Origin of the sequence: Pseudomonas sp. TNT3, assembly GCF_010095445.2 — a bacterium.
Classification (GTDB): Bacteria; Pseudomonadota; Gammaproteobacteria; order Pseudomonadales; family Pseudomonadaceae; genus Aquipseudomonas.
The window spans coordinates 24,556-46,490 of the sequence record NZ_WFGV02000033.1 but is presented as its reverse complement, the minus strand read 5'-3'; the positions used below and the strand labels follow the sequence as shown (position 1 = coordinate 46,490).

The following is a 21,935-nucleotide window of genomic DNA, read 5'->3' as shown; positions in this document are numbered from 1 at the left end:
AGTCGCTAATCAAGGAAGACTTCATGCCCAACACCAATCCGCTTTTACAACACTGGGACCTGCCTCCATGGCAGAGCGTCCGGGTCGAGCACCTGGTCCCCGCCATCGAGAAAATCGTCGCCGACAATCGGCTGGCGATCTCGACCCTCATCGATTCGCAATCCACCTACCCGAACTGGGACGACCTGGTACTCGTCGTCGACGAAACCGATGCGCGTCTGGATGAAGCCATGGGTGTCATACAGACACTCGACACGGTGACACGTCCTGACAACGCCTGGCGCCAGGCAGCGGCCGTCTGTGAGGACATCAGCGCGCAGTACAAAATCGAAAAAATGAGTAATGCCGCATTGTTTCGTACCTATCAGACGCTGGCGCAAAGCCCGGCGGCCAAACTATTCGACTCATCTCGAAAAACCGTCTTGAACAGGATTCTTCGCACCTTTCACCCTGGGGGCATCGCGTTGACCGGTTCGCAACAACAAGAACTGGCCAAACTGGATTTCGATACAGGCGCACTCGAGGGCTTGTTTCTGAGTCAATTGAAATGGGCCAGCACGAGTTGGAGCAAACGCATCGAAGACGTCAAACAACTCGCCGGGATTTCGCAAGATGTCCTGGATCGCCTGGCACTCAACGCCCAACAGGCGGGCCACGATGGCTGGCGGTTGCTGCTGGACGAGGCCACTTACGCTCAGGTCATGACCTACGCCGAAGATCGGGCACTGCGTGAGGAATACTATTGCGCGTACACCACACGCGCCTCCGATCAAGGCCCCCACGCAGACCAATTCGACAATGCACCATTGCTGCAAATGCTGGTGGCCATGCGCCAACGCAAAGCGCGACTGCTCGGATTCGAAAACTACGCACAGTTGAAATTGATCAACCGGATGGTTGAGTCGCCTGAGCAGGTCAAACAGTTCCTGCGTCAGCAGATTGCGCTGGCGACACCCGCTTTCGAGCAGGAGACTCAAGCCATCAAGGGCTTCGCACTTACCCAAGGTTTCTCAAGCGTGGAGCCTTGGGATCACGAGTTTCTTGTCGCAAAGCTGCGCGAAACCCACAAAGGCTTTGCACTAAAAGGGCTGCGCAAGTTTTTTCATTTGGATGCAACACTGCGCAAACTCTGTGTATTTTGCGAACGTATGTTTGGCATTCGGATAACTGAACTTACGATGTTCGAGCGATGGGACGACAGTATTCAGCTGTTTGAGATCAGTGAAGACGGCCGAGTCATCGGTCACATCTACGTAGACCCCTACCAGCGCAAGGAAGCACCAGACTTCGCCGGGACGTCCACACTTCGTAACCGTCGTAGAAACGCCGAAGGGCGCGTGCCACTACCGATTGCCGTGCTTCATGCCAATTTTTCACGAGGCGCCGCGGGTCAACCGTACTTGCTCACTCATAAAGACTTGCGTGTACTGCTCCACGAATTGGGTCACTGCTTGCAACATGTATTGACTCGCTCACCCCATTACACGTTGTCGGGTATTTCACAGTTGGGCCGAGACACGGCGGAGTTTGCCGGGCAGGTGTTTGAACTCTTCGGAATGTCTCGGGAGTTCCTGTTGTGGCTGGCGGCTCACTATCAGACCGGCGAACGCTTGTCCGAGACGCAGGTCGATAACGCCATCGCTTCGCTCAAGGCCTATGACAGCGGGGCGACCGCGCAACTGCTGATGAGCGCAATGTTCGATCTGGAGCTGCATCTTGGGCAGGGCGAAGCACGTGATGTTCAGCAGGTTTTTGACAATGTACTGCGAGACTTCCCCCACCTGAATCTTCCGCAATGGAGCCGCCTCCCTAATAGCTTCGATTATCTGGTAACCGGGTATGAGGTTTCGGTTTACGTCTATAAATGGTCGGGCGTACTTGCCACCGAAACGTTTGAACGGTTCGAAAAGGATTGGGTGTTCAACGCCCAGACAGGCAAGAATTTTCGTGAGACGGTGTTCGCAGCGGGCGATTCGAATTCGCTGCTGGACGTTCTGGAAACCTTTCTCGGACGCCCGGTTGCCGCCGATCTATTCCCGGCAACGTTAGACCCAGCGAGCATCAGTGCCCGCTCTCCACGTTTGCGGACTTGAACCAGCTCTTCATCGAGCAAGCTGCGAAGGGGCTGGTGCTGCAATCGCCATTGGTCAGCGCCGTGCGCAGTTTGTCGACATCAGCCCGCATCATGTATCGCACACTCTCCTTGAAATGGGTGCTGTCACCAAATCCGCCCTGGGTCATTTCACTCAGGGCGTCTTCTTTACTCCAGCCCTGCACAACGACCCGATACATCGCCGCCATCAAACCGGTGCGGTCCGACCCGTGCTTGCAATGCATCAACACCGACCCGTTGGCTTGCGCGGTTTGAATGGCACGAAGTGCCTTCAACACATCCGCATCATCCACATGATTAGTCCGATAAGGCAGTTGCACCTGCGCGATGTCTGGCGACGACAGCCAACTCGAATCCGATTCCGGCAGGAAGTCGATCACGGTCGCGACATTGAGCTTTTTGAGCAAAGGCACCGCGCCTTGATCAGGCAGTGCACTACGGTACAGCGTCGGGGACATTTGGTAGAGGTTGTATTGACCCTCAACCGATTGAGCCCATTCCGCCGGACGAGGCAGTGCAGTGTCTTCAGCATGAGCGAACGAAAGGTTGAAGAATGCGGCCAGCGACAGCAGCAACGTCGCAAATGAAAGGCGCAGGAGAGGCATGCTTGAACAACCGTCTGGAGGAGAGTGAATGGATGACGTGCAGTTTCAACCCCGAGCGGTCAAAGGCCTGTGAGACCGTTGTCAAAGAATCGTGAATATAAAAAAACGGCACCTGAACTCAGGTGCCGCTTAATAGTGACTTATTAACAAAACGCTTCAACTCAATAGCGGCTGAAAGCAATGGCTCAACAGCAATCAAGGATTAACAATTTTCGAATACGCTTTCGCCAACAGCACCAAAACCGCTTTGTCCTGCGCATCAATTTGACCATCGCCGTCTATATCGACCTGAGCATCGCGCATGGTGAAGGTCACCCCGCCGTCATTCGATACGGCTTCACGCCTTGTCGAATCCAGCAGAGAGTAAGTGGGCACTCGATTGACCGGATCATAGCCTTCATCTTTTAAAGCAAATTGCATGGAAACCCGAATTTCTTTCGGGCTGGAGGGAGCAGAACTTAACAACTGAAGAAAGACGCCACGCTGATTGTAAAAAGACATTTATTAAATCCTTTTAATAGTGAAATAACGAAGAACTCATGCGCCGTAAAGAATACTGACAGCGCCGATGAACGTGCCAGCCGGCATATGTTTCTCATGATGACCCGCCCGAAATCGCCGAACGGCACTGGTCGATTCCTCCAAGGATCGATACTGTATGCACGTACAGCTAAAGGAGTTTTCGATGACCTGCCCTCTACCTCCGCGTGGTCGCGGCACCGCCACCAACCCGCATAACCGTTTCGCACCAAATCGCTCGGTGGCGGAAGATGACGGCTGGTACCAGGAAGCTCCCGTCACACAAGGCACTGAAGTTCGCATCGAAACGGCGAAAACCATCATCACCCGCAATAACTCACCAGACCTGCCGTTTGATCGCTCGATCAACCCTTATCGCGGCTGTGAGCATGGCTGCATCTACTGCTATGCGCGTCCCAGTCACGCCTATTGGGACATGTCGCCCGGGCTGGACTTCGAAACCAAACTGATCGCCAAGACCAATGCCGCCGATGTGCTCGAAGAGCAGCTGTCCAGACGCGGTTACCAGTGCGCGCCCATCAACCTCGGCTCCAACACCGATCCCTATCAGCCGATCGAGCGTGAACACAAGATCACCCGGCAAACCCTCGAAGTGCTGCTGCGTTACCGTCACCCGGTAACCATCATCACCAAAGGTTCGCTGATTCTTCGGGACCTGGATCTGTTGGCCGAACTCGCCGAACAGCGACTGGTGGCCGTGATGATCAGCCTCACCACACTGGACGACGAGCTCAAGCGCATTCTTGAGCCCCGCGCCGCTGCTCCCAAAGCCCGATTGCGGGCGATCCGTGTCATGCGAGAAGCAGGAATCCCGGTAGGCGTGCTTTGTTCACCAATGATTCCGATGATCAATGACAGTGAGCTCGAAAGCTTGCTGACCGAGGCGCAAGCCGCTGGTGCACAGAGCGCTGCCTACATGATGTTGCGCCTACCGTTGGAAGTGGCGCCGCTATTTGAGGAATGGCTGGCCGCGCATTACCCTCAACGGGCTGCGCATGTGTTGAGTCTGATTCGCCAGAGCCGTGGCGGTGAGCTTTACGACAGCAGGTTCGGCTCTCGAATGCGCGGTGAGGGTCCGTTCGCCGACCTGCTTGCGCAGCGGTTCGCTAAAACCATAAAACGCCTGGGACTTAATCGTCGGGAAGGTTTTAATCTGGACTGCGACGCCTTCTGTCCGCCGGGTCGCCAGATGTCGTTGATTTAGAGACAATTAGCCTATGGTTGAGTAGGAGTAAAAGCATCTTGCCATTACGCCAGTCACGTTTTTTGTGACCTGGAACACACGTTCTAGAGCGGTTGATTCAGTTTGAGTTAAGTTTCGCGGGCTACCTTGTTCATCGAGTGACTGACGGGTCGCGATTTCCGACCTGGATGTTTTTTAGACAGCCACTGGCTTCACACCGGACAAAACGGGAAACTTCCCTGACTCCGCCAATGAGGATCAATTCATGAGTGACAAGGATAAACAGCCGTTGGCTGCGTCGGCTTCCACACCACCTGCTGATGTGGAAAGCGCCGATGCAGCGCTGCGTCATATCGTTGACGGCTTTTTGCATTTTCATCATGAGATCTTTCCGCAACAGGAAGAACTCTTCAAGAAACTCGCAACGGCCCAACAGCCTCGGGCAATGTTCATCACCTGCGCCGACTCACGCATCGTCCCGGAGCTGATCACCCACAGTTCGCCTGGCGATCTGTTCGTTACCCGCAATGTCGGCAATGTCGTACCGCCTTACGGTCAGATGAACGGTGGCGTTTCCACCGCCATCGAGTACGCGGTGCTGGCGCTGGGTGTGCAGCACATCATCATCTGCGGCCACTCCGATTGCGGCGCAATGCGCGCGGTGCTCAACCCAGATAGCCTGGAAAAAATGCCCACGGTCAAAGCCTGGCTGCGGCACGCCGAAGTCGCGAAAACCATGGTGCATGACAACTGCAACTGCGCCGACGAAAACGAGACGATGCACATCCTCACCGAAGAGAATGTGATCGCCCAATTGCAGCACTTGCGGACTCATCCGTCCGTGGCCTCGCGCATGGCAAACGGTCATCTGTTCATCCATGGCTGGGTGTACGACATCGAAACCAGCGCAATTAAAGCTTACGACGCGGACCAGGGATGTTTCCTGCCGCTGGATGGCACCCATCCGATTCCGGTGGCGACGCCCAAAGCACGCTTCTAAATCCTCCTAAGTGACATAGCCGAGGCTGCAGATCCTGCAGCCTGGCTTTGCCATGCCTGAAGAAAATATCGGGAGAATCACTATGCGTGCCGCGCAACTCAAAGCTGTTCTGCCACGGGAGCTCCTCGCTTCAGTGGTCGTCTTTCTGGTCGCCCTGCCTTTGTGCATGGGCATCGCCATCGCTTCCGGGCTACCACCCGCCAAAGGTTTGATTACCGGAATCATCGGAGGCCTGGTGGTCGGCTGGCTGGCCGGCTCTCCCCTCCAGGTCAGCGGGCCCGCAGCGGGGCTGGCTGTTCTGGTGTTCGAACTGGTGCGCCAGCATGGCGTCGCCATGCTCGGGCCGATCCTGCTGCTGGCAGGTTTTCTGCAACTGGTCGCTGGGCGCTTGAAACTCGGTTGCTGGTTCCGAGTGACAGCGCCGGCAGTGGTGTACGGCATGCTCGCCGGTATCGGTGTGCTGATCGTGCTGTCCCAGGTGCATGTCATGCTCGACGCCGTGCCCAAACCCTCTGGCCTGGATAACCTTGCAGCGTTCCCCGCGGCCGTCGCGCAAGCTTTACCGTCCTTCGGCTGGCAGGCTGGCTTGCTCGGGCTATCGACGATTGCAGTGATGTGGCTGTGGGAAAAATTCCGTCCGCATTCCCTGCGATTCATTCCTGGCGCCTTGCTTGGCGTAGGACTGGCGACAATCGCCAGCCTGATGCTCGCCCTGCAGGTGAAACGAGTGGAAGTCCCGGCCAATCTGGCAGAGGCCATCGACTGGCTGAAACCTGCGGACTTGCTCAACCTGGCAGATCCGACGCTGTTGATTGCCGCGTTTGCCGTGGCGTTTATCGCCAGCGCCGAAACCCTGCTCTCCGCCGCAGCGGTGGACCGCATGCACAGTGGTCAGCGCTCCGATTTTGATCGCGAATTATCGGCTCAAGGCGTGGGCAACATGCTCTGCGGGCTGCTCGGCGCGCTGCCAATGACCGGCGTAATCGTGCGCAGCTCTGCCAACGTTCAGGCGGGTGCTACCACCCGAATGTCAGCGATATTTCATGGCCTGTGGTTGCTGGCGTTCGTATTGCTGTTATCGAGCGTGCTGCAAAGCATCCCGGTGGCTAGCCTGGCGGGTGTTCTGGTCTACACGGGTTTCAAACTGGTCGACCTCAAGGCCTTTCGTGGCCTGGGTCGTTATGGCCGGATGCCGATGTTCACCTATGCGGCCACCGCGCTGGCGATCATCTTCACCGACCTGCTGACTGGCGTGCTGATCGGTTTTGGCCTGACTCTGGCGAAGCTGGCGTGGAAAGCTTCACGCTTGAAAATCAGCCTCGTGGACCTGCCCCAGGAGGGTGAAATGGAGCTGCGGCTGACGGGCGCCGCGACCTTTTTAAAGGTACCGGCGCTGACCCAGGTGCTGGGGACCATTCCACCGGGCGCGACGGTACACGTGCCACTCAACAACCTGAGTTACATCGATCACTCGTGCCTTGAGTTGCTGGAGGAGTGGGGACGGGCCAATGCGGCCAAAGGTTCGAAGCTGCTGATTGAAGCGCGAGGGTTAAAGCGCAGATTGGAGGGGCGGTTGCGGACGACGTCCGGCGTAGGTTCAGCCATGTAGATAACACTGTGGGAGTGAGCCTGCTCGCGATTGCCATGGATCATTCAACAATGATGTCGACTGATTCAACGCTATCGCGAGCAGGCTCGCTCCCACAGAGGAAATGCATCATGCAATGGATCAGGCCGCTGGTTGATCCAGTTCCAGGCCCACGCCTAAGCGGCGTGACATGCACGGCCAGCGCTTCCATGCGGCGCCGGTGTCCGGGCTGCTGAGTTTCTCGCGGTAGGCTTCCACAGATTCCAGCGCGAAGCTTTGATCATCGAGCAGCTCGTCCAGGGCGTGATGCACCACCTCATCCAGCTGGTTGGCAAACGTCTCGCCGATCAGTTGATGGGCTATCAGGTTGGCGACAGTCATGTCCAATGGGATCAATGGCTGGCCCAGATGTTTGATGTACAGGTCATTGACCTCTTCGACAAACCGATGCGCCAGGTAGGCCTCATCCAGCAGGCTGTCGAGCCCGACGTGCCCGGCCATGATCGCCGGCGGTTGGAGAAAGTATTGCTCGGCGATTTTCAGCACCGGTTTGATCTGTGACTCGATACCTGCTTCCTTGGCCACTTCGTTGGCCGCATCCAGCAGATCAGGAACCTCGTCGATGTAGGTCGCGACGAAACGCGTCAGTACGCCGTTGGCGTCAGTCTCCGGCAGTTGGATAGCCGGGTGTAAACGAGGCAGCTTGCTTTCCAGCTGACGAGTCAGCAGGCCGGTTTCGGCTTCATGTTTTTGGGCTTTTTGGATCTGCTCGCGCAATGCGGCGGTGTTCATGAAAACTCCAGGAAACAAAGGCAAAGAAATAGGGAAGACATAACTTAGCTGGCGCAGGAAAAATCCTAAGACGCATTTGTCATAATTATTTCATCCTTAAGACATCAGCGTTATATCCATTTGCCACCATTCGTCTGCATCCTTCTCCATTCGTGCCCTTGAGCGCAAGTCCCGTCTGTTTCAGTTCATTTACGCCATCGCATTGCGGGGTGCCAGTCGCTGTCTATACTCGGGTTGGAATGGAGTTAGCTGATGACGCCCGACTGCACACGCAGCAAGGCCCGGCAATCAAGTTCGTAGTCTGAAAAGCCGCTCCCTTGCCGCAGGTGAAAGCCGGCGGGATAACAAGAACGATAAGGGGAACCCGCAATGATGCGACATCCACACGTCTGGATGGGCCTCCTGTTGTGGTCGATTTTCAGTCAGGCACAAGCGGCCTGGACTGTGAATATGGCGCCTGGAGCGACTGAAATCAGTCACGCAGTATTTGACCTGCACATGACCATTTTCTGGATATGTGTAGTGATCGGCATCATCGTCTTCGGCGCCATGTTCTGGTCGATGATCCTCCACCGCCGCTCGACCGGGCAGGTGGCCGCAAAGTTTCATGAAAGCACTACCGTCGAAATCCTCTGGACCATTGTGCCCTTCCTGATCCTGGTGGCGATGGCGGTTCCGGCGACCGCTACCCTGATCAAGATGTACGACGCCAGTGAGCCGGATATTGATATCCAGGTCACCGGGTATCAGTGGAAGTGGCATTACAAATACCTCGGCCAGGACGTTGAGTTCTTCAGCAACTTGGCGACTCCCGCCGACCAGATCCACAACAAGGAAGCCAAGGGCGAGCATTACTTGCTTGAGGTCGACAAACCGTTGGTGCTGCCGATCGGCGCCAAAGTGCGCTTCCTTGTCACCTCCGCCGACGTGATCCACTCCTGGTGGGTGCCGGCCTTCGCGGTCAAGCGCGACGCGATTCCGGGGTTCGTCAACGAAGCCTGGACACGTGTCGACAAGCCCGGCATCTACCGTGGTCAGTGCGCCGAATTGTGCGGCAAGGACCATGGCTTCATGCCGATCGTGGTCGAGGTCAAGGAAAAGGCCGATTACGAAAAGTGGCTGGGTGAGCGCAAGGCTGAAGCCGCACAACTCAAAGAGCTGACCAGCAAGGAATGGACCCTCGACGAGCTCAAAGAGCGCGGCGACAAGGTTTATCACACCACCTGCGTGGCTTGTCACCAGGCCGAAGGTCAGGGGCTGCCGCCGATGTTCCCGGCACTCAAAGGCTCGAAAATCGCCACCGGCCCGATCAAGGATCACTTGAGCATTGTTTTCCACGGCAAGCCTGGCACTGCCATGGCGGCGTTCGGCAAGCAACTCTCGGAAGTCGATATCGCGGCGGTCGTGACCTACGAACGAAATGCCTGGGGCAACAACAAAGGCGACATGGTCACTCCAAAAGAAGTGCTGGAGCTGAAACAGGCGGAAAGCAAATGACCCAGTCTATTGCGCATGTAAGGAACTGGTCGGGGCAGCGCGCCCCGGCCTGCCCAGCCCATCTGTTTGCAGGAGACACGCCATGAGCGCCGTCATCGATGACCATGGTCATGCCGACCACGCCCACGGTCCCGCCAAAGGCCTGATGCGTTGGGTGCTGACCACTAACCACAAAGACATCGGCACGCTGTACCTGTGGTTCGCGTTTTCCATGTTCCTGCTGGGGGGCTCGTTCGCGATGGTGATTCGCGCCGAGCTGTTCCAGCCAGGTCTGCAAATTGTCGAGCCGGCGTTCTTCAACCAGATGACCACCATGCACGGCCTGGTGATGGTCTTCGGTGCGGTGATGCCGGCGTTCGTCGGCCTCGCCAACTGGATGATCCCGTTGATGATCGGCGCGCCTGACATGGCCCTGCCACGGATGAACAACTTCAGCTTCTGGTTGCTGCCAGCGGCGTTCATCCTTCTGATATCGACCCTGTTCACGCCCGGTGGCGGACCGAACTTCGGCTGGACGTTCTACGCCCCGCTGTCGACGACCTATGCACCGGAGAGCGTGACGTTCTTCATCTTCGCCATCCACTTGATGGGGATCAGCTCGATCATGGGGGCGATCAACGTGATCGCCACCATCCTCAACCTGCGCGCCCCCGGCATGACGTTGATGAAAATGCCGCTGTTCGTCTGGACATGGCTGATCACTGCATTCCTGCTGATCGCGGTGATGCCGGTGCTGGCTGGTTGCGTGACGATGATGCTGATGGACATCCACTTCGGCACCAGCTTCTTCAGTGCCGCCGGTGGCGGTGACCCGGTACTGTTCCAGCACGTGTTCTGGTTCTTCGGTCACCCCGAGGTGTACATCATGATCCTGCCGGCCTTCGGTGCCGTCAGCTCGATCATCCCCACCTTCTCGCGCAAGCCGTTGTTCGGCTACACCTCGATGGTTTATGCGACGGCGAGCATCGCGTTCCTGTCGTTCATCGTATGGGCGCACCACATGTTCGTGGTGGGTATCCCACTGGTGGGCGAGTTGTTCTTCATGTACGCCACGCTGCTGATTGCAGTGCCGACCGGGGTGAAGGTGTTCAACTGGGCCAGCACCATGTGGCAAGGCTCGCTGACCTTCGAAACGCCGATGCTGTTTGCGGTGGCGTTCGTGATCCTGTTCTCCATCGGCGGTTTCTCCGGGCTGATGCTGGCCATCGCTCCGGCGGACTTCCAGTACCAGGACACCTACTTTGTGGTCGCGCACTTCCACTATGTGTTGGTACCGGGAGCGATCTTCGGGATCTTCGCGTCGGCTTATTACTGGCTGCCGAAATGGACCGGCCACATGTACGACGAAACCCTTGGCAAGTTGCACTTCTGGCTCTCGTTCATCGGCATGAACATGGCCTTCTTCCCGATGCACTTCGTGGGTCTGGCGGGGATGCCGCGGCGGATTCCGGACTACAACCTGCAATTCGCCGACTTCAACATGGTGTCGTCGATCGGCGCGTTCATGTTCGGGGCCACACAGATCTTCTTCCTGTTCATCGTGATCAAAACCATCCGCGGCGGCCCGCCTGCACCGGCCAAGCCCTGGGATGGAGCGGAGGGTCTGGAGTGGAGCATTCCGTCACCGGCGCCGTATCACACCTTTACAACTCCACCGGAAGTGAAATGAACACCCTGGCCTCTGTAGGAGCGAGCCTTTGTGGCGAGGGAGCTTGCTCCCGCTGGGTTGCGAAGCGGCCCCAAGAGCTTAGCGTCTGCTTCGCAGCCGAGCGGGAGCAAGCTCCCTCGCCACAAGTTCGCGTTCCCACAGGACTCTCGGTAGGGAGTTGGAACCATGGCTGATTCAATTTCAATGAAAAAACTCGTCACCCGGCTGCTGTTGGTGGTGGTGGCGATGTTTATTTTCGGCTTTGCCCTGGTGCCGATCTATGACGTGATGTGCAAGGCGTTCGGCATCAACGGCAAGACAGCCGGGCAATACGAAGGGGAGCAGACCGTCGATATGTCGCGGCAGGTGCGCGTGCAGTTTCTCTCGACTAACTCGGCGGACATGTCCTGGGACTTCTATCCCAAAGGTGATGAATTGACCGCCAACCCGGGTGCCGTGAACGAGATGATCTTCATCGCCCACAACCCGACCGACAAACCGATGAGCGCCCAGGCCGTGCCAAGCATCGCGCCCAGTGCCGCGGCGGCTTATTTCCACAAGACCGAATGCTTCTGCTTCACCCAGCAAGTGTTGCAGCCCGGTCAACGGATCGAGATGCCGGTACGTTTCATTGTTGACCGCGACATGCCCAAGGATGTGAAGCACCTGACGCTGTCCTACACGCTGTTCGATATCACCGCCCGACATCCACCGGTGGCTTTAAATACTGGCGGCTGAGCGTGCCCGATAAGGAGAACAATAAATGGCAACTCATGAGCACTATTACGTACCGGCCCAGAGCAAATGGCCAATCATTGGCACGCTCGGCATGTTTGTCACCGTGTTCGGCCTGGCCACCTGGTTCAACGACCTGAAGGCAGTGCGGCCCGATTCCCACGGCCCACTGATCTTTTTCGTCGGTGGCCTGTTGCTGGCCTACATGTTATTCGGCTGGTTCGGGACGGTGGTCAAGGAGGGGCGCGCGGGCTTGTACAGTGCGCAAATGGATCGTTCGTTCCGTTGGGGCATGAGCTGGTTCATCTTCTCGGAGGTAATGTTCTTCATCGCCTTTTTTGGCGCGCTGTTTTACGTGCGGCATGTCTCGGGACCGGCACTCGGCGGTGAAGGCCCCAAAGGCATCGCGCATATGCTTTGGCCGAACTTCGAGTTCGTCTGGCCGCTGCTGAATAACCCCGATTCGAAACTCTTCCCGCCCCCCAAGGAAGTTATCAGCCCGTGGGGCCTGCCACTGATCAACACCGTTCTGTTGGTGAGCTCCAGCGTCACGCTGACCATCGCTCACCACGCCTTGAAAAAGGGCCATCGAGGCGCGCTGAAAATCTGGCTGGCGATCACTGTACTGCTGGGTTGCGCGTTCCTCGGGTTTCAGGCCGAAGAGTACGTGCACGCCTACCGTGAGCTGGGGCTGACACTGGGTTCGGGCATCTATGGCGCGACGTTCTTCATGCTCACCGGTTTCCACGGCGCGCACGTGACCATCGGCACCATCATCCTGTTTGTGATGCTGATGCGGGTCATGCGCGGGCACTTCGACAACGAGCATCAGTTCGGCTTTGAAGCGGCGAGTTGGTATTGGCACTTCGTGGACGTGGTGTGGATCGGTTTGTTCGTCTTCGTCTACGTGTTGTAAGGCCCTACCAGGGCGCGTGAGAAACCAGCTGGCCGCTGAAGAAACCCCAGGCGATCAAGCCGACGGTAATGGCGGCCAGAGCAACGCGAACACTCAAGGCAATGACGAGGCGGTTCGAGCTGCTGTCGTCCTTGACCAGAAAAAACAGGCCGCTGAACAGGCTGACAACCGTGGCAATCAGCATCAGGACGATGGCTGCTTTGAGCATGGTGAGACTCCGGGGGAAAGGCGATGCACTTGAGTATAGCTATCGCGATTACCGACTTTCTGGCGACGCCATGAAGCGCTTCCGGCCGGGTGTCGTGCCGACACTGGTGGTAGCCCTGTTGCTGCCGCTGCTCATGTCGCTCGGGTTCTGGCAGTTGAGCCGGGGCGCGGAAAAAAGCGCTCTGCTGCACAGCTACGCCGAGCGTCGTGCCGCCGAACCGATGGCCAGCACCGAACTGCCACACACTCAAGACCCGGCTTTCCGCCGCGTTCGCCTGCACGGTCAGTTCGATGCTGCGCACAGCCTGCTGCTGGATAACCGCCAGCGCGACGGAAAAGTCGGCGTCGAATTGCTGCAACCCTTTCAGGACCAGGCGACCGGCCTATGGCTACTGGTCAATCGCGGCTGGCTGCCATGGCCTGATCGGCGCACTCCGCCGCAATTCACTACACCGACTCAGCCCTTGAGCCTTGACGCCTGGGTCTACGTCTCGCCTGGCGCAACCTTCCAGTTGCACGCCGACCCTAGCACCACAACCTGGCCACAATTGGTGACTGCCGTTGACCCCACGAAGCTCTGGACGGCGCTCGACCGGGAAGGCTTCGACTACGAATTACGTGCGGAATCCGGCCCGGCGACCTACCAGGCCGACTGGCCGGTGGTTGCCATGGGCCCGGAAAAACACATCGCTTATGCCGTGCAGTGGTTCGCCATGTCGATCGCCCTGCTCGGCCTTTTTATCTACCTCGGCTGGCACAACGCAAAGGAGAAACACCATGGGAGCGGCCATGAATCCACCCAGCATGTCTGAGGCGAAAACGCCGGCAAGTCGGCGTAAAGGTCGCTTGCAGCTGCTGCTGATCCTGCTTGGAGTGATCGGTCCGATGATCCTCGCCACCGGCATGTACAAACTGCAGTTCTGGGTGCCGGAAGGTCGCAGTTATCACGGCGAGCTGATCGGCAATGGCCAGACGCGCGCCGACCTTGGCATACAGGCGCAAGAGGACCGCTGGCAGATGCTGGTGACGGCGCCCAGGGATTGCTCGGTGGACTGTCAGCAACTGGTGTATCTGGCCCGGCAGATTCAGATCGGCCTTGGTCGCGACGCGTCACGCGCCAGTCACGCATTGGCTGCCGCGCAGCCGTTGAGCAGCGAGTACGACGCCAAGCTGACCCGCGAGTATCCACAACTGCAACGCTATCCCATGGACCTGACCACCTTCAGCAAGACGACGGGTGACAAGGCTGTGCCGCAGCTGTGGATTATCGACCCCCACGGCAATCTGGTGCTGCGCTACGACCCGACCGTCAAGGGCAAGGACTTGCTTAACGACCTGCGTCATCTGCTGAAACTGTCGAACATCGGATAAGGGCATCGTCATGGCCAAACCTGGATTTCGCCTCGCGCTGTTTGCCACCTTGCTGGCACTGGTTGTGGTGTTGCTCGGCGCCTACACCCGCTTGACTCACGCGGGCCTTGGTTGCCCGGACTGGCCGGGCTGCTACGGCTTTATCAGCGTGCCAAAAAGCGAAGCCCAACTGGCCCATGCCGAACTGCATTTCCCTGATACGCCGGTCGAAGCCCATAAGGGCTGGAACGAAATGATCCACCGCTACTTTGCCGGCACGCTGGGGCTGCTGATTTCGGTGCTGGCAGGACGTGCCTGGGTCCATCGGCGTCATCCGGGGCAACCCGTGAAGTTACCGTTGTTCCTGCTGGCGGTGGTGATTGCGCAAGCCGCATTCGGTATGTGGACGGTGACACTCAAGCTCTGGCCGCAGGTGGTAACGGGGCATTTACTCGGTGGCTTCGCGACCTTGAGCCTGTTGTTTCTACTGACCTTGCGCCTGTCCGGCGTGTTGCCCGCGCTCACCGTGCCACGGCGCTTGCAGTACTGGGCCACCGCAGGACTGCTGCTGGTCATTGGGCAGATCGCCCTCGGCGGATGGGTCAGCTCCAACTACGCGGCCGTGGCGTGTATCGACTTCCCGACGTGCCATGGGCAATGGTTGCCACCGGCAGACTTCGCCAACGGTTTTCATCTGACCCAACACATCGGCCCGAACTACCTGGGCGGGCAACTGGACAGTGATGCCCGTACCGCCATTCACCTGACCCATCGCATCGGCGCGCTGTTGGTGACCCTCGTCTTGCTCGGGCTGGCCTGGCAACTCAAAGTTGTCGGCATGACCCGGCTGGCAGGGCTGGTGCTAATCGCGCTCGGCGCACAAATCACCCTGGGCATCAGCAACGTGATTTTCCACTTGCCGCTGCCTGTCGCCGTCGCTCACAACGCAGGGGGAGCGGCACTTTTACTGACGATGGTGCTGGTCAATTATCACGCTCGGACCAGTCTGGTTCGGGTCAAGCAGCAAACTCCCGCGCGCTGGCGTTTCAGTCCGCGTAAGCATTCAGCCGGGCCCATAACAATAAAAGGAGAGATGCCATGGCGACTCTGATCGGCGAACGTCACAGCCAGGCGATCTGGCGTGACTATCTGGAGCTGACCAAGCCGAAAGTGGTGGTGCTGATGCTCATTACCTCACTGGTCGGCATGTTTCTCGCGACCCGCGCCGGCGTGCCGTGGACGGTGCTGATCTTCGGTAATCTGGGGATTGCCTTGTGTGCCGGTGGCGCCGCGGCGGTCAACCATGTAGTGGATCGGCGTATCGATGCGGTGATGGCGCGGACGCACAAACGGCCGTTGGCTGAAGGTCGGGTTTCACCGGCTGCTGCACTGACGTTTGCCCTGGTATTGGCGATGCTCGGCCAGGCGTTGCTGCTGGCCTTTACCAATCCGTTGACCGCCTGGCTGACCCTCGCCTCGTTGCTCGGTTACGCCGTGGTCTACACCGGATTCCTGAAACGCGCGACGCCGCAGAACATCGTGATCGGTGGCCTGGCCGGCGCTGCCCCGCCACTGCTCGGCTGGACCGCCGCTACTGGCCATGTCAGCGCTGAACCGCTGTTGCTGGTGCTGATCATCTTCGCCTGGACCCCGCCACACTTCTGGGCCTTGGCCATTCACCGCAAAGAGGAATACGCCAAGGCAGACATCCCCATGCTGCCCGTCACCCACGGCGAGCATTACACCAAGGTCCACATCCTGCTTTACACCTTCGCCCTGCTGGCCGTCAGCCTGATGCCGTACGTGATCCACATGAGTGGCCTGCTCTACCTGATTTGTGCGCTCGGCCTGGGCGCGAGGTTTCTGCAATGGGCCGTGGTGCTGTACCGTGGCACTCGGCCGCACGCCGCGATCAACACCTTCAAGTACTCTATCTACTACTTGTTCCTGCTGTTTATCGCGCTGCTCGTAGACCACTACTTACTGTTGAACCTATGACTCGAACCCAGAAAACCGTCTTCATCCTCGTCGCCCTGATCGCGCTGGTCCTGGGCCTGACCATCAACAAAGTGCTGTCCGGCAAAGGCCAGGGCGACCCGACGGCTTTGATCGACGCCGGGATCATTCTGCTGCCGCAAAGCCGTAACCTGCCGGACGTGACAATGACCGATCAGGACGGCAAACCGGTAGCGGTCGACGAGTTGAAGGGCAAATGGTCGCTGCTGTTCTTCGGCTACACCTTCTGCCCGGACATCTGCCCGACCACCCTCGCCCAACTGCGCCAGATCAAAAGCGAACTGCCACCCGAGGCTGTGGATAAGTTGCAGATCATCCTGGTCAGCGTCGACCCGAATCGCGATACGCCGAAGCAGCTCAAGCAGTACCTCGGCTACTTCGATCCGCAGTTCATCGGCCTGACGCCGAGCTCGATCGACGACCTGCAAAAATTCACCAACGCGGTCAGCATCCCTTTTATTCCAGCGGACACCAGCAAGCCGAATTACACGGTTGATCACAGTGGCAACCTGGCGGTCATCGGGCCTGACGGGACACAGCGCGGGTTTATTCGAGCGCCGTTGAACAATGTGAAGCTGGTGGCGCAGTTGCCGGTGATGCTTAAACGCAAGTAAACACCACAAAAAACTGTGGGAGCGGGCTTGCCCGCGATAGGGCCATAAGCTCCAAACGCAGGTGCTGAATGTCAGGTCGCCATCGCGGGCAAGCCCGCTCCCACAGGGTCAGAGTTTCAGGCAACAAAAAGGGGCGCATTCAATGCGCCCCTTTTTTCGTTACAGCTTCAGATCAGAACGCTGGCAGTACCGCGCCTTTGTACTTCTCGAGAATGAAGGCTTTCACTTCCGGAGTGTGCAGGGCAGCAATCAGCTTCTTCATCGCTTCGCTGTCCTTGTCCTCTGGACGAGCGACCAGAATGTTCACGTAAGGCGAGTCGTTACCTTCGATCACCAGCGCGTCCTTGGACGGATCAAGTTTGGCTTCCAGCGCGTAGTTGGTGTTGATCAGCGCCAGGTCGACCTGGGTCAGCACGCGCGGGATGGTCGCGGCTTCCAGTTCGCGGAATTTGAGATCCTTGGCGTTTTCGGTGATGTCCTTGACGGTCGACAGGATGTTGTTCGATTCCTTCAACTTGATCAGGCCGGCTTTCTGCAGCAGCAACAGGGCGCGACCGCCGTTGGTGGCATCGTTCGGGATGACCACGTTGGCGCCGCCTGGCAGTTCGGCCAGGGTCTTGTATTTGCTGGAGTACGCGCCCAACGGTTCCAGGTGCACACGGGCAACGGCGACCAGATCGGTCCCCTTGGCCTTGTTGAACTCATCCAGATACGGCTGGTGCTGGAAGAAGTTGGCGTCCAGGCGCTTTTCGGCGACCTGTACGTTCGGCTGAATGTAGTCAGTGAAGACTTTAACCTTCAGGTCCACGCCTTCTTTGGCCAGGGCCGGTTTAACGAATTCGAGGATTTCTGCGTGCGGGACCGGGGTGGCCGCGACAGTCAGGGTTTCAGCCTGAGCAGAGAACGCAGCAACGGCTGCGAACGCGACGAGTAGTTTTTTCATTCAGCTAACTCCATGTGAGACGCCTGTTTTCGGCGCCTGCCAGCGAATGGCCGGCTCATTTGTTTATTTTCTGGAAAAATGGACAACCAGTTTGTCGCCAACGGTTTGCAGCACCTGCACCAGCACCAGTAGCAGCACCACAGTCACAACCATCACATCAGTCTGGAAACGCTGGTAACCGAAGCGGATCGCCAGGTCACCCAGGCCGCCAGCGCCCACCACACCGGCCATTGCCGTGTAGGACACCAGTGTAATCGCTGTCACCGTAATCGCCGCGAAGATGCCCGGACGCGCTTCCGGCAGCAAGGCATTGGTGATGATCTGCCGGGTCGAAGCACCCATGGCCTGGGTCGCTTCGATGATGCCGCGATCCACTTCACGCAGTGCGGTTTCCACCAGTCGAGCGAAGAACGGCGTGGCGCCCACCACCAGTGGCGGAATCGCACCGGCAACCCCGAGGGACGTGCCGGTGATCAACACGGTGAACGGAATCATCACGATCAGCAGAATGATGAATGGCAGCGAGCGGAGGATATTCACCACCAGCGACAGCATCGCGTAGACGCCTTTGGCTTCCAGCAACTGACGCGGGCTGCACAGGAACAACAGCACACCCAGCGGCAAGCCCAGCAACACGGTGAACAACAGCGAGCCGCCGAGCATCAACAGTGTGTCGCCGGTGGCGAGCCAGATTTCGAACCAGTCGATGTTGGAGAAGAACGTTGACAGGGCTTCCATTAGCGCAGCACCTCCATGTGGACGTCAGCCGCGGTGAAGCGGGCAAAAGCCGCCTCCATGTCGCCGCCGGTGACTGCCAGTGTGAGTTGCCCGTAGGGGACGTCTTTGATGCGGTCGATTCGGCCGGCCAGGATGCTGTAGTCCACACCCGTTTCGCGAGCGACCGTACCGAGTAGCGGCGCGTAGGTCGCTTCGCCCTGGAACGTCAGACGCACGATACGGCCTGGCACGTGAGCGAAGTCATCGCGCTGCTCGCTCTCGTCAACCTGCTCGCTTTCTTGCACGAAACGCTTGGTAGTCGGGTGCTTCGGATGCAGGAACACATCGGCCACCGAACCTTGCTCGACGATCACGCCAGCGTCCATTACGCCGACCTGGTCACAGACCCGGCGGATCACATCCATCTCGTGGGTGATCAATACGATGGTCAGTTTCAGCTCGCGATTGATTTCGGCCAGCAATTGCAGGACCGACGCCGTAGTTTGCGGGTCCAGGGCGCTGGTGGCTTCGTCGCACAGCAGGATTTTTGGCTTGGTTGCCAGGGCGCGAGCGATACCGACGCGCTGCTTCTGGCCACCGGACAATTGCGCCGGGTATTTTTTGGCGTGGTCAGACAGGCCCACCCGCGCCAGCAATTCGGCCACACGCAGGTCAATCTCACTGCGCGACAGTTCGCCGGCGAGCGTCAACGGCAACGCGACGTTGTCGGCCACAGTCTTGGATGCCAGCAGGTTGAAGTGCTGGAAGATCATCCCGACCTGCTGGCGGAAGCGCCGCAGGCTGTTGGCGTCGAGCGCGGTGACCTCTTCGCCATCGACAAAGATCTTGCCGCCGCTGGAGTTTTCCAGGCGATTGATCAGACGCAGCAGGGTACTTTTTCCCGCGCCGGAATGGCCGATCAATCCGTATACCTGACCGTTTTCAATCGTCAGATTGGTCGGGTGCAGGGCGGGAATATCCTTACCGGCGACGCGGTAGGTTTTGTGGACGTTTTGAAACTCGATCACGTAGCGAACCTTGTGGGGCGCGTTAGAAATGGATCAGCGGTTAGCTGGGCGCGCATTTTAGCCTGTCCGTATAGAGGTTCTTAGCATTTATTTCGCATTCAACCTGTCATTTGGCAATAACGCGATCAAAGGTCAGAAAAAAGGAACGGCTCAAACCCTTAATCAGTCACTAATTAAGCAACTCGATAACCCCAGGTGCCGTGCCTGGAAGATTGCTCACAAGTCCGGCTAGGACGAAATCGCAACGAGGAGTTTACGACTGATGAGTACCAAGAAGCCTGCCACACCCAAAAGCGACCTGGCCGGGACCGACACCCTGGACCGAGGCAATACCAGCACCAAGCTCGAGAGCCTGGAAAAATTTCGCTCGGACGCTACGGGCCAGGCCCTGCGCACCAACCAGGGCGTAAAGGTTTCGGACAACCAGAACACGTTGAAGGTTGGCGCCCGCGGGCCTTCACTGCTTGAAGATTTCATCATGCGTGAAAAAATCACGCACTTTGACCATGAGCGAATCCCGGAGCGCATCGTGCATGCCCGCGGTACCGGCGCTCACGGTTACTTCCAGACGTATGAAAACCATGCGGCGCTGACCAAAACCGGCTTCCTACAGGATCCGGGCAAGAAAACACCGGTCTTCACGCGCTTTTCCACGGTGCAAGGCCCTCGCGGGTCAGGCGATACCGTGCGGGATGTACGAGGTTTCGCCGTGAAGTTCTTCACCGACGAAGGCAACTTCGACCTGGTGGGCAACAACATGCCTGTCTTCTTCATTCAGGACGCGATCAAGTTTCCTGACTTCGTACATGCGGTCAAACCGGAACCGCACAATGAAATCCCAACCGGCGGCTCGGCCCACGACACCTTCTGGGATTTTGTATCCCTGGTTCCGGAATCGGCACACATGGTGATCTGGACCATGTCCGATCGCGCGATTCCTAAGAGTCTGCGCAGCATGCAGGGCTTCGGTGTGCACACCTTTCGGTTGGTTAACGCCGAGGGTAAATCACGCTTCGTCAAATTCCACTGGCGCCCAACTGCTGGCACCTGTTCGTTGGTGTGGGATGAGGCGCAGAAGCTCGCAGGCAAAGATACCGACTTCCACCGTCGCGATCTCTGGGAGTCGATCGAGATGGGCGACTACCCGGAATGGGAGCTCGGTGTACAGATCGTTGAGGAAGAAAACGAACATTCCTTCGACTTCGACATTCTCGACCCGACCAAAATCATTCCCGAAGAAATCGTACCGATCACGCCGCTGGGCAAGATGGTGCTGAACCGCAACCCGGACAACTTTTTCGCGGAAACCGAGCAGGTCGCGTTTTGCCCTGGCCATATCGTGCCGGGCATCGACTTCTCCAATGACCCATTGCTGCAAGGTCGTCTGTTTTCCTACACCGATACGCAAATCAGCCGACTGGGTGGACCGAATTTTCACGAGATTCCTATCAATCGTCCGGTGGCGCCATTCCATAACGGCCAACGCGATGCGATGCACCGCACCACGATCGACAAGGGCCGCGCATCTTACGAGCCAAACTCCATCGACGGCGGCTGGCCAAAAGAAACGCCACCTGCGGCACAGGATGGTGGTTTCGAGACTTATCCGGAACGTATCGACGCGAACAAGATTCGCCAGCGTAGTGAGTCGTTCGGCGATCACTTCTCCCAAGCCCGCTTGTTCTTCCACAGCATGAGCAAGCACGAGCAGGAGCACATCATTGCCGCGTACAGCTTCGAGCTGGGCAAAGTTGAGCGCGAGTTCATTCGTGCACGTCAGGTGAACGAGATTCTGGCAAACATTGATCTTGAGCTGGCCAAGCGCGTGGCTGAGAACCTTGGTCTGCCTGCACCGAAAGCCGGTACGGTTGAGGTTCCAAAAACGTCGCTGGATCGCTCGCCCGCCTTGAGTCAGGCCAACCTGCTGCCAGGAAATATCAAAACCCGCAAAGTAGCGATTCTGGCGGCGAACGGCGTAGATGGCGCCGCAATCGACGCGCTGAAGAAAGCCCTGATGGCAGAAGGGGCCCACGCCAAGCTGCTGGGGCCGACGTCGGCGCCAGTGACCACCGCCGATGGCAAGTCGCTGCCGGTGGACGCGTCGATGGAAGGTTTGCCGTCAGTGGCATTCGATGCGGTCTTTGTGCCGGGCGGCGCGGCGTCGATCAAGGCCTTGAGCACTGATGGCGTTGCACTGCATTACCTGCTGGAGGCTTACAAGCACCTGAAGGCGATCGCGCTGCACGGCGAGGCCAAGCAGTTGCTGGATGTGCTGAAACTGGAGGCTGATGCGGGACTGATCGTAGGGGCGGATGCGAAGTTGTTCAAACCGTTCATTGCGGCGATTGGGCAACATCGGGTCTGGGATCGGGAGCCAAAGGCCAAAGCCGTTCCGGCTTAAGGTTTAATCGATCGTTGAAATGCCTTCGCGGGCAAGCCTTGA

Annotated in this window: 21 protein-coding genes; 14 read left to right on the top strand and 7 right to left on the bottom strand. The window is 58.1% G+C overall.

What is annotated here, in order from left to right; translation table 11 throughout:
* Nucleotides 1-23 precede the first annotated feature (23 nt).
* Nucleotides 24-2,093, top strand: a complete 2,070-nt coding sequence (locus tag GBC55_RS19135) for a M3 family metallopeptidase (protein WP_162438914.1) — start codon at nt 24-26, stop codon at nt 2,091-2,093.
* Here the strand turns inward: GBC55_RS19135 and GBC55_RS19130 are convergent.
* A complete protein-coding gene (locus tag GBC55_RS19130) occupies nt 2,062-2,718 on the bottom strand; it encodes a dual specificity protein phosphatase family protein (RefSeq protein WP_162438913.1) in 657 nt (218 codons plus the stop codon). The two genes, GBC55_RS19135 and GBC55_RS19130, sit on opposite strands and share 32 nt — an antisense overlap.
* A 195-nt stretch (nt 2,719-2,913) precedes the next feature.
* On the bottom strand, nt 2,914-3,219 hold the full coding sequence (locus GBC55_RS19125; protein ID WP_162438912.1) for a hypothetical protein: 306 nt from the start codon (nt 3,217-3,219) through the stop codon (nt 2,914-2,916).
* Nucleotides 3,220-3,403: 184 nt separating this feature from the next.
* Between GBC55_RS19125 and GBC55_RS19120 the strand changes: the two genes are divergently transcribed.
* The 3 genes from GBC55_RS19120 (at nt 3,404) to GBC55_RS19110 (ending at nt 7,050) form a co-directional block, all read left to right on the top strand.
* Nucleotides 3,404-4,462: a PA0069 family radical SAM protein gene (locus GBC55_RS19120; protein WP_162438911.1), complete on the top strand. Its 1,059-nt coding sequence runs from the start codon at nt 3,404-3,406 to the stop codon at nt 4,460-4,462.
* A gap of 244 nt (nt 4,463-4,706) precedes the next feature.
* Nucleotides 4,707-5,441 (top strand): carbonic anhydrase, encoded by a 735-nt coding sequence (locus tag GBC55_RS19115; RefSeq protein WP_162438910.1) that lies wholly within the window; start codon nt 4,707-4,709, stop codon nt 5,439-5,441.
* A gap of 82 nt (nt 5,442-5,523) precedes the next feature.
* Nucleotides 5,524-7,050: a SulP family inorganic anion transporter gene (locus GBC55_RS19110; protein WP_162438909.1), complete on the top strand. Its 1,527-nt coding sequence runs from the start codon at nt 5,524-5,526 to the stop codon at nt 7,048-7,050.
* Between the two features lie 120 nt (nt 7,051-7,170).
* Here GBC55_RS19110 and GBC55_RS19105 read toward each other — a convergent pair whose 3' ends face one another.
* Nucleotides 7,171-7,821 carry a hypothetical protein gene (locus tag GBC55_RS19105; protein ID WP_162438908.1) on the bottom strand — a complete coding sequence of 217 codons (651 nt, stop codon included), beginning with the start codon at nt 7,819-7,821 and terminating at the stop codon, nt 7,171-7,173.
* 369 nt (nt 7,822-8,190) lie between these two features.
* Here GBC55_RS19105 and coxB point away from each other — a divergent pair, with 369 nt between their 5' ends.
* The 4 genes from coxB to GBC55_RS19085 all read left to right on the top strand — a co-directional run bounded on the left by coxB (nt 8,191) and on the right by GBC55_RS19085 (nt 12,617).
* The gene (gene coxB, locus GBC55_RS19100; protein WP_162438907.1) at nt 8,191-9,318 is read left to right on the top strand and encodes a cytochrome c oxidase subunit II; all 1,128 of its coding nucleotides are present in this window, start codon (nt 8,191-8,193) and stop codon (nt 9,316-9,318) included.
* An 82-nt stretch (nt 9,319-9,400) separates the two neighbouring features.
* Nucleotides 9,401-10,987 carry a cytochrome c oxidase subunit I gene (gene ctaD, locus GBC55_RS19095; protein ID WP_162438906.1) on the top strand — a complete coding sequence of 529 codons (1,587 nt, stop codon included), beginning with the start codon at nt 9,401-9,403 and terminating at the stop codon, nt 10,985-10,987.
* Nucleotides 10,988-11,152: 165 nt separating this feature from the next.
* Nucleotides 11,153-11,704: a cytochrome c oxidase assembly protein gene (locus GBC55_RS19090; protein ID WP_162438905.1), complete on the top strand. Its 552-nt coding sequence runs from the start codon at nt 11,153-11,155 to the stop codon at nt 11,702-11,704.
* A gap of 25 nt (nt 11,705-11,729) precedes the next feature.
* Nucleotides 11,730-12,617 carry a cytochrome c oxidase subunit 3 gene (locus GBC55_RS19085; RefSeq protein ID WP_162438904.1) on the top strand — a complete coding sequence of 296 codons (888 nt, stop codon included), beginning with the start codon at nt 11,730-11,732 and terminating at the stop codon, nt 12,615-12,617.
* Between the two features lie 4 nt (nt 12,618-12,621).
* On the opposite strand, the gene GBC55_RS19080 is transcribed toward GBC55_RS19085, so the two are convergent.
* The gene (locus tag GBC55_RS19080; protein ID WP_008064738.1) at nt 12,622-12,825 is read right to left on the bottom strand and encodes a twin transmembrane helix small protein; all 204 of its coding nucleotides are present in this window, start codon (nt 12,823-12,825) and stop codon (nt 12,622-12,624) included.
* 70 nt (nt 12,826-12,895) lie between these two features.
* Between GBC55_RS19080 and GBC55_RS19075 the strand changes: the two genes are divergently transcribed.
* From GBC55_RS19075 to GBC55_RS19055, 5 genes are read left to right on the top strand one after another with little or no spacing between them, the layout of a single operon-like run.
* Nucleotides 12,896-13,636, top strand: a complete 741-nt coding sequence (locus tag GBC55_RS19075; protein ID WP_162438903.1) for an SURF1 family protein — start codon at nt 12,896-12,898, stop codon at nt 13,634-13,636.
* The gene (locus tag GBC55_RS19070) at nt 13,602-14,195 is read left to right on the top strand and encodes a hypothetical protein (RefSeq protein WP_162438902.1); all 594 of its coding nucleotides are present in this window, start codon (nt 13,602-13,604) and stop codon (nt 14,193-14,195) included. Before GBC55_RS19075 ends, GBC55_RS19070 begins: the two co-directional genes overlap by 35 nt.
* Before the next feature lie 10 nt (nt 14,196-14,205).
* A complete protein-coding gene (locus GBC55_RS19065; protein ID WP_162438901.1) occupies nt 14,206-15,285 on the top strand; it encodes a COX15/CtaA family protein in 1,080 nt (359 codons plus the stop codon).
* On the top strand, nt 15,273-16,172 hold the full coding sequence (gene cyoE / locus GBC55_RS19060) for a heme o synthase (RefSeq protein ID WP_162438900.1): 900 nt from the start codon (nt 15,273-15,275) through the stop codon (nt 16,170-16,172). Before GBC55_RS19065 ends, cyoE begins: the two co-directional genes overlap by 13 nt.
* Complete coding sequence (locus tag GBC55_RS19055; RefSeq protein WP_162438899.1) at nt 16,169-16,804, top strand: SCO family protein; 636 nt, start codon at nt 16,169-16,171, stop codon at nt 16,802-16,804. The genes cyoE and GBC55_RS19055 overlap by 4 nt, the downstream gene beginning before the upstream one ends.
* Before the next feature lie 172 nt (nt 16,805-16,976).
* Here GBC55_RS19055 and GBC55_RS19050 read toward each other — a convergent pair whose 3' ends face one another.
* The 3 genes from GBC55_RS19050 to GBC55_RS19040 form a co-directional block, all read right to left on the bottom strand.
* Nucleotides 16,977-17,747 (bottom strand): MetQ/NlpA family ABC transporter substrate-binding protein, encoded by a 771-nt coding sequence (locus GBC55_RS19050; protein WP_162438898.1) that lies wholly within the window; start codon nt 17,745-17,747, stop codon nt 16,977-16,979.
* 63 nt (nt 17,748-17,810) lie between these two features.
* Complete coding sequence (locus tag GBC55_RS19045) at nt 17,811-18,485, bottom strand: methionine ABC transporter permease (protein WP_162438897.1); 675 nt, start codon at nt 18,483-18,485, stop codon at nt 17,811-17,813.
* Nucleotides 18,485-19,492 carry a methionine ABC transporter ATP-binding protein gene (locus GBC55_RS19040; RefSeq protein ID WP_162438896.1) on the bottom strand — a complete coding sequence of 336 codons (1,008 nt, stop codon included), beginning with the start codon at nt 19,490-19,492 and terminating at the stop codon, nt 18,485-18,487. Before GBC55_RS19040 ends, GBC55_RS19045 begins: the two co-directional genes overlap by 1 nt.
* A gap of 262 nt (nt 19,493-19,754) precedes the next feature.
* Here GBC55_RS19040 and katE point away from each other — a divergent pair, with 262 nt between their 5' ends.
* Nucleotides 19,755-21,893 carry a catalase HPII gene (gene katE, locus GBC55_RS19035; protein ID WP_162438895.1) on the top strand — a complete coding sequence of 713 codons (2,139 nt, stop codon included), beginning with the start codon at nt 19,755-19,757 and terminating at the stop codon, nt 21,891-21,893.
* Nucleotides 21,894-21,935: the final 42 nt, after the last annotated feature.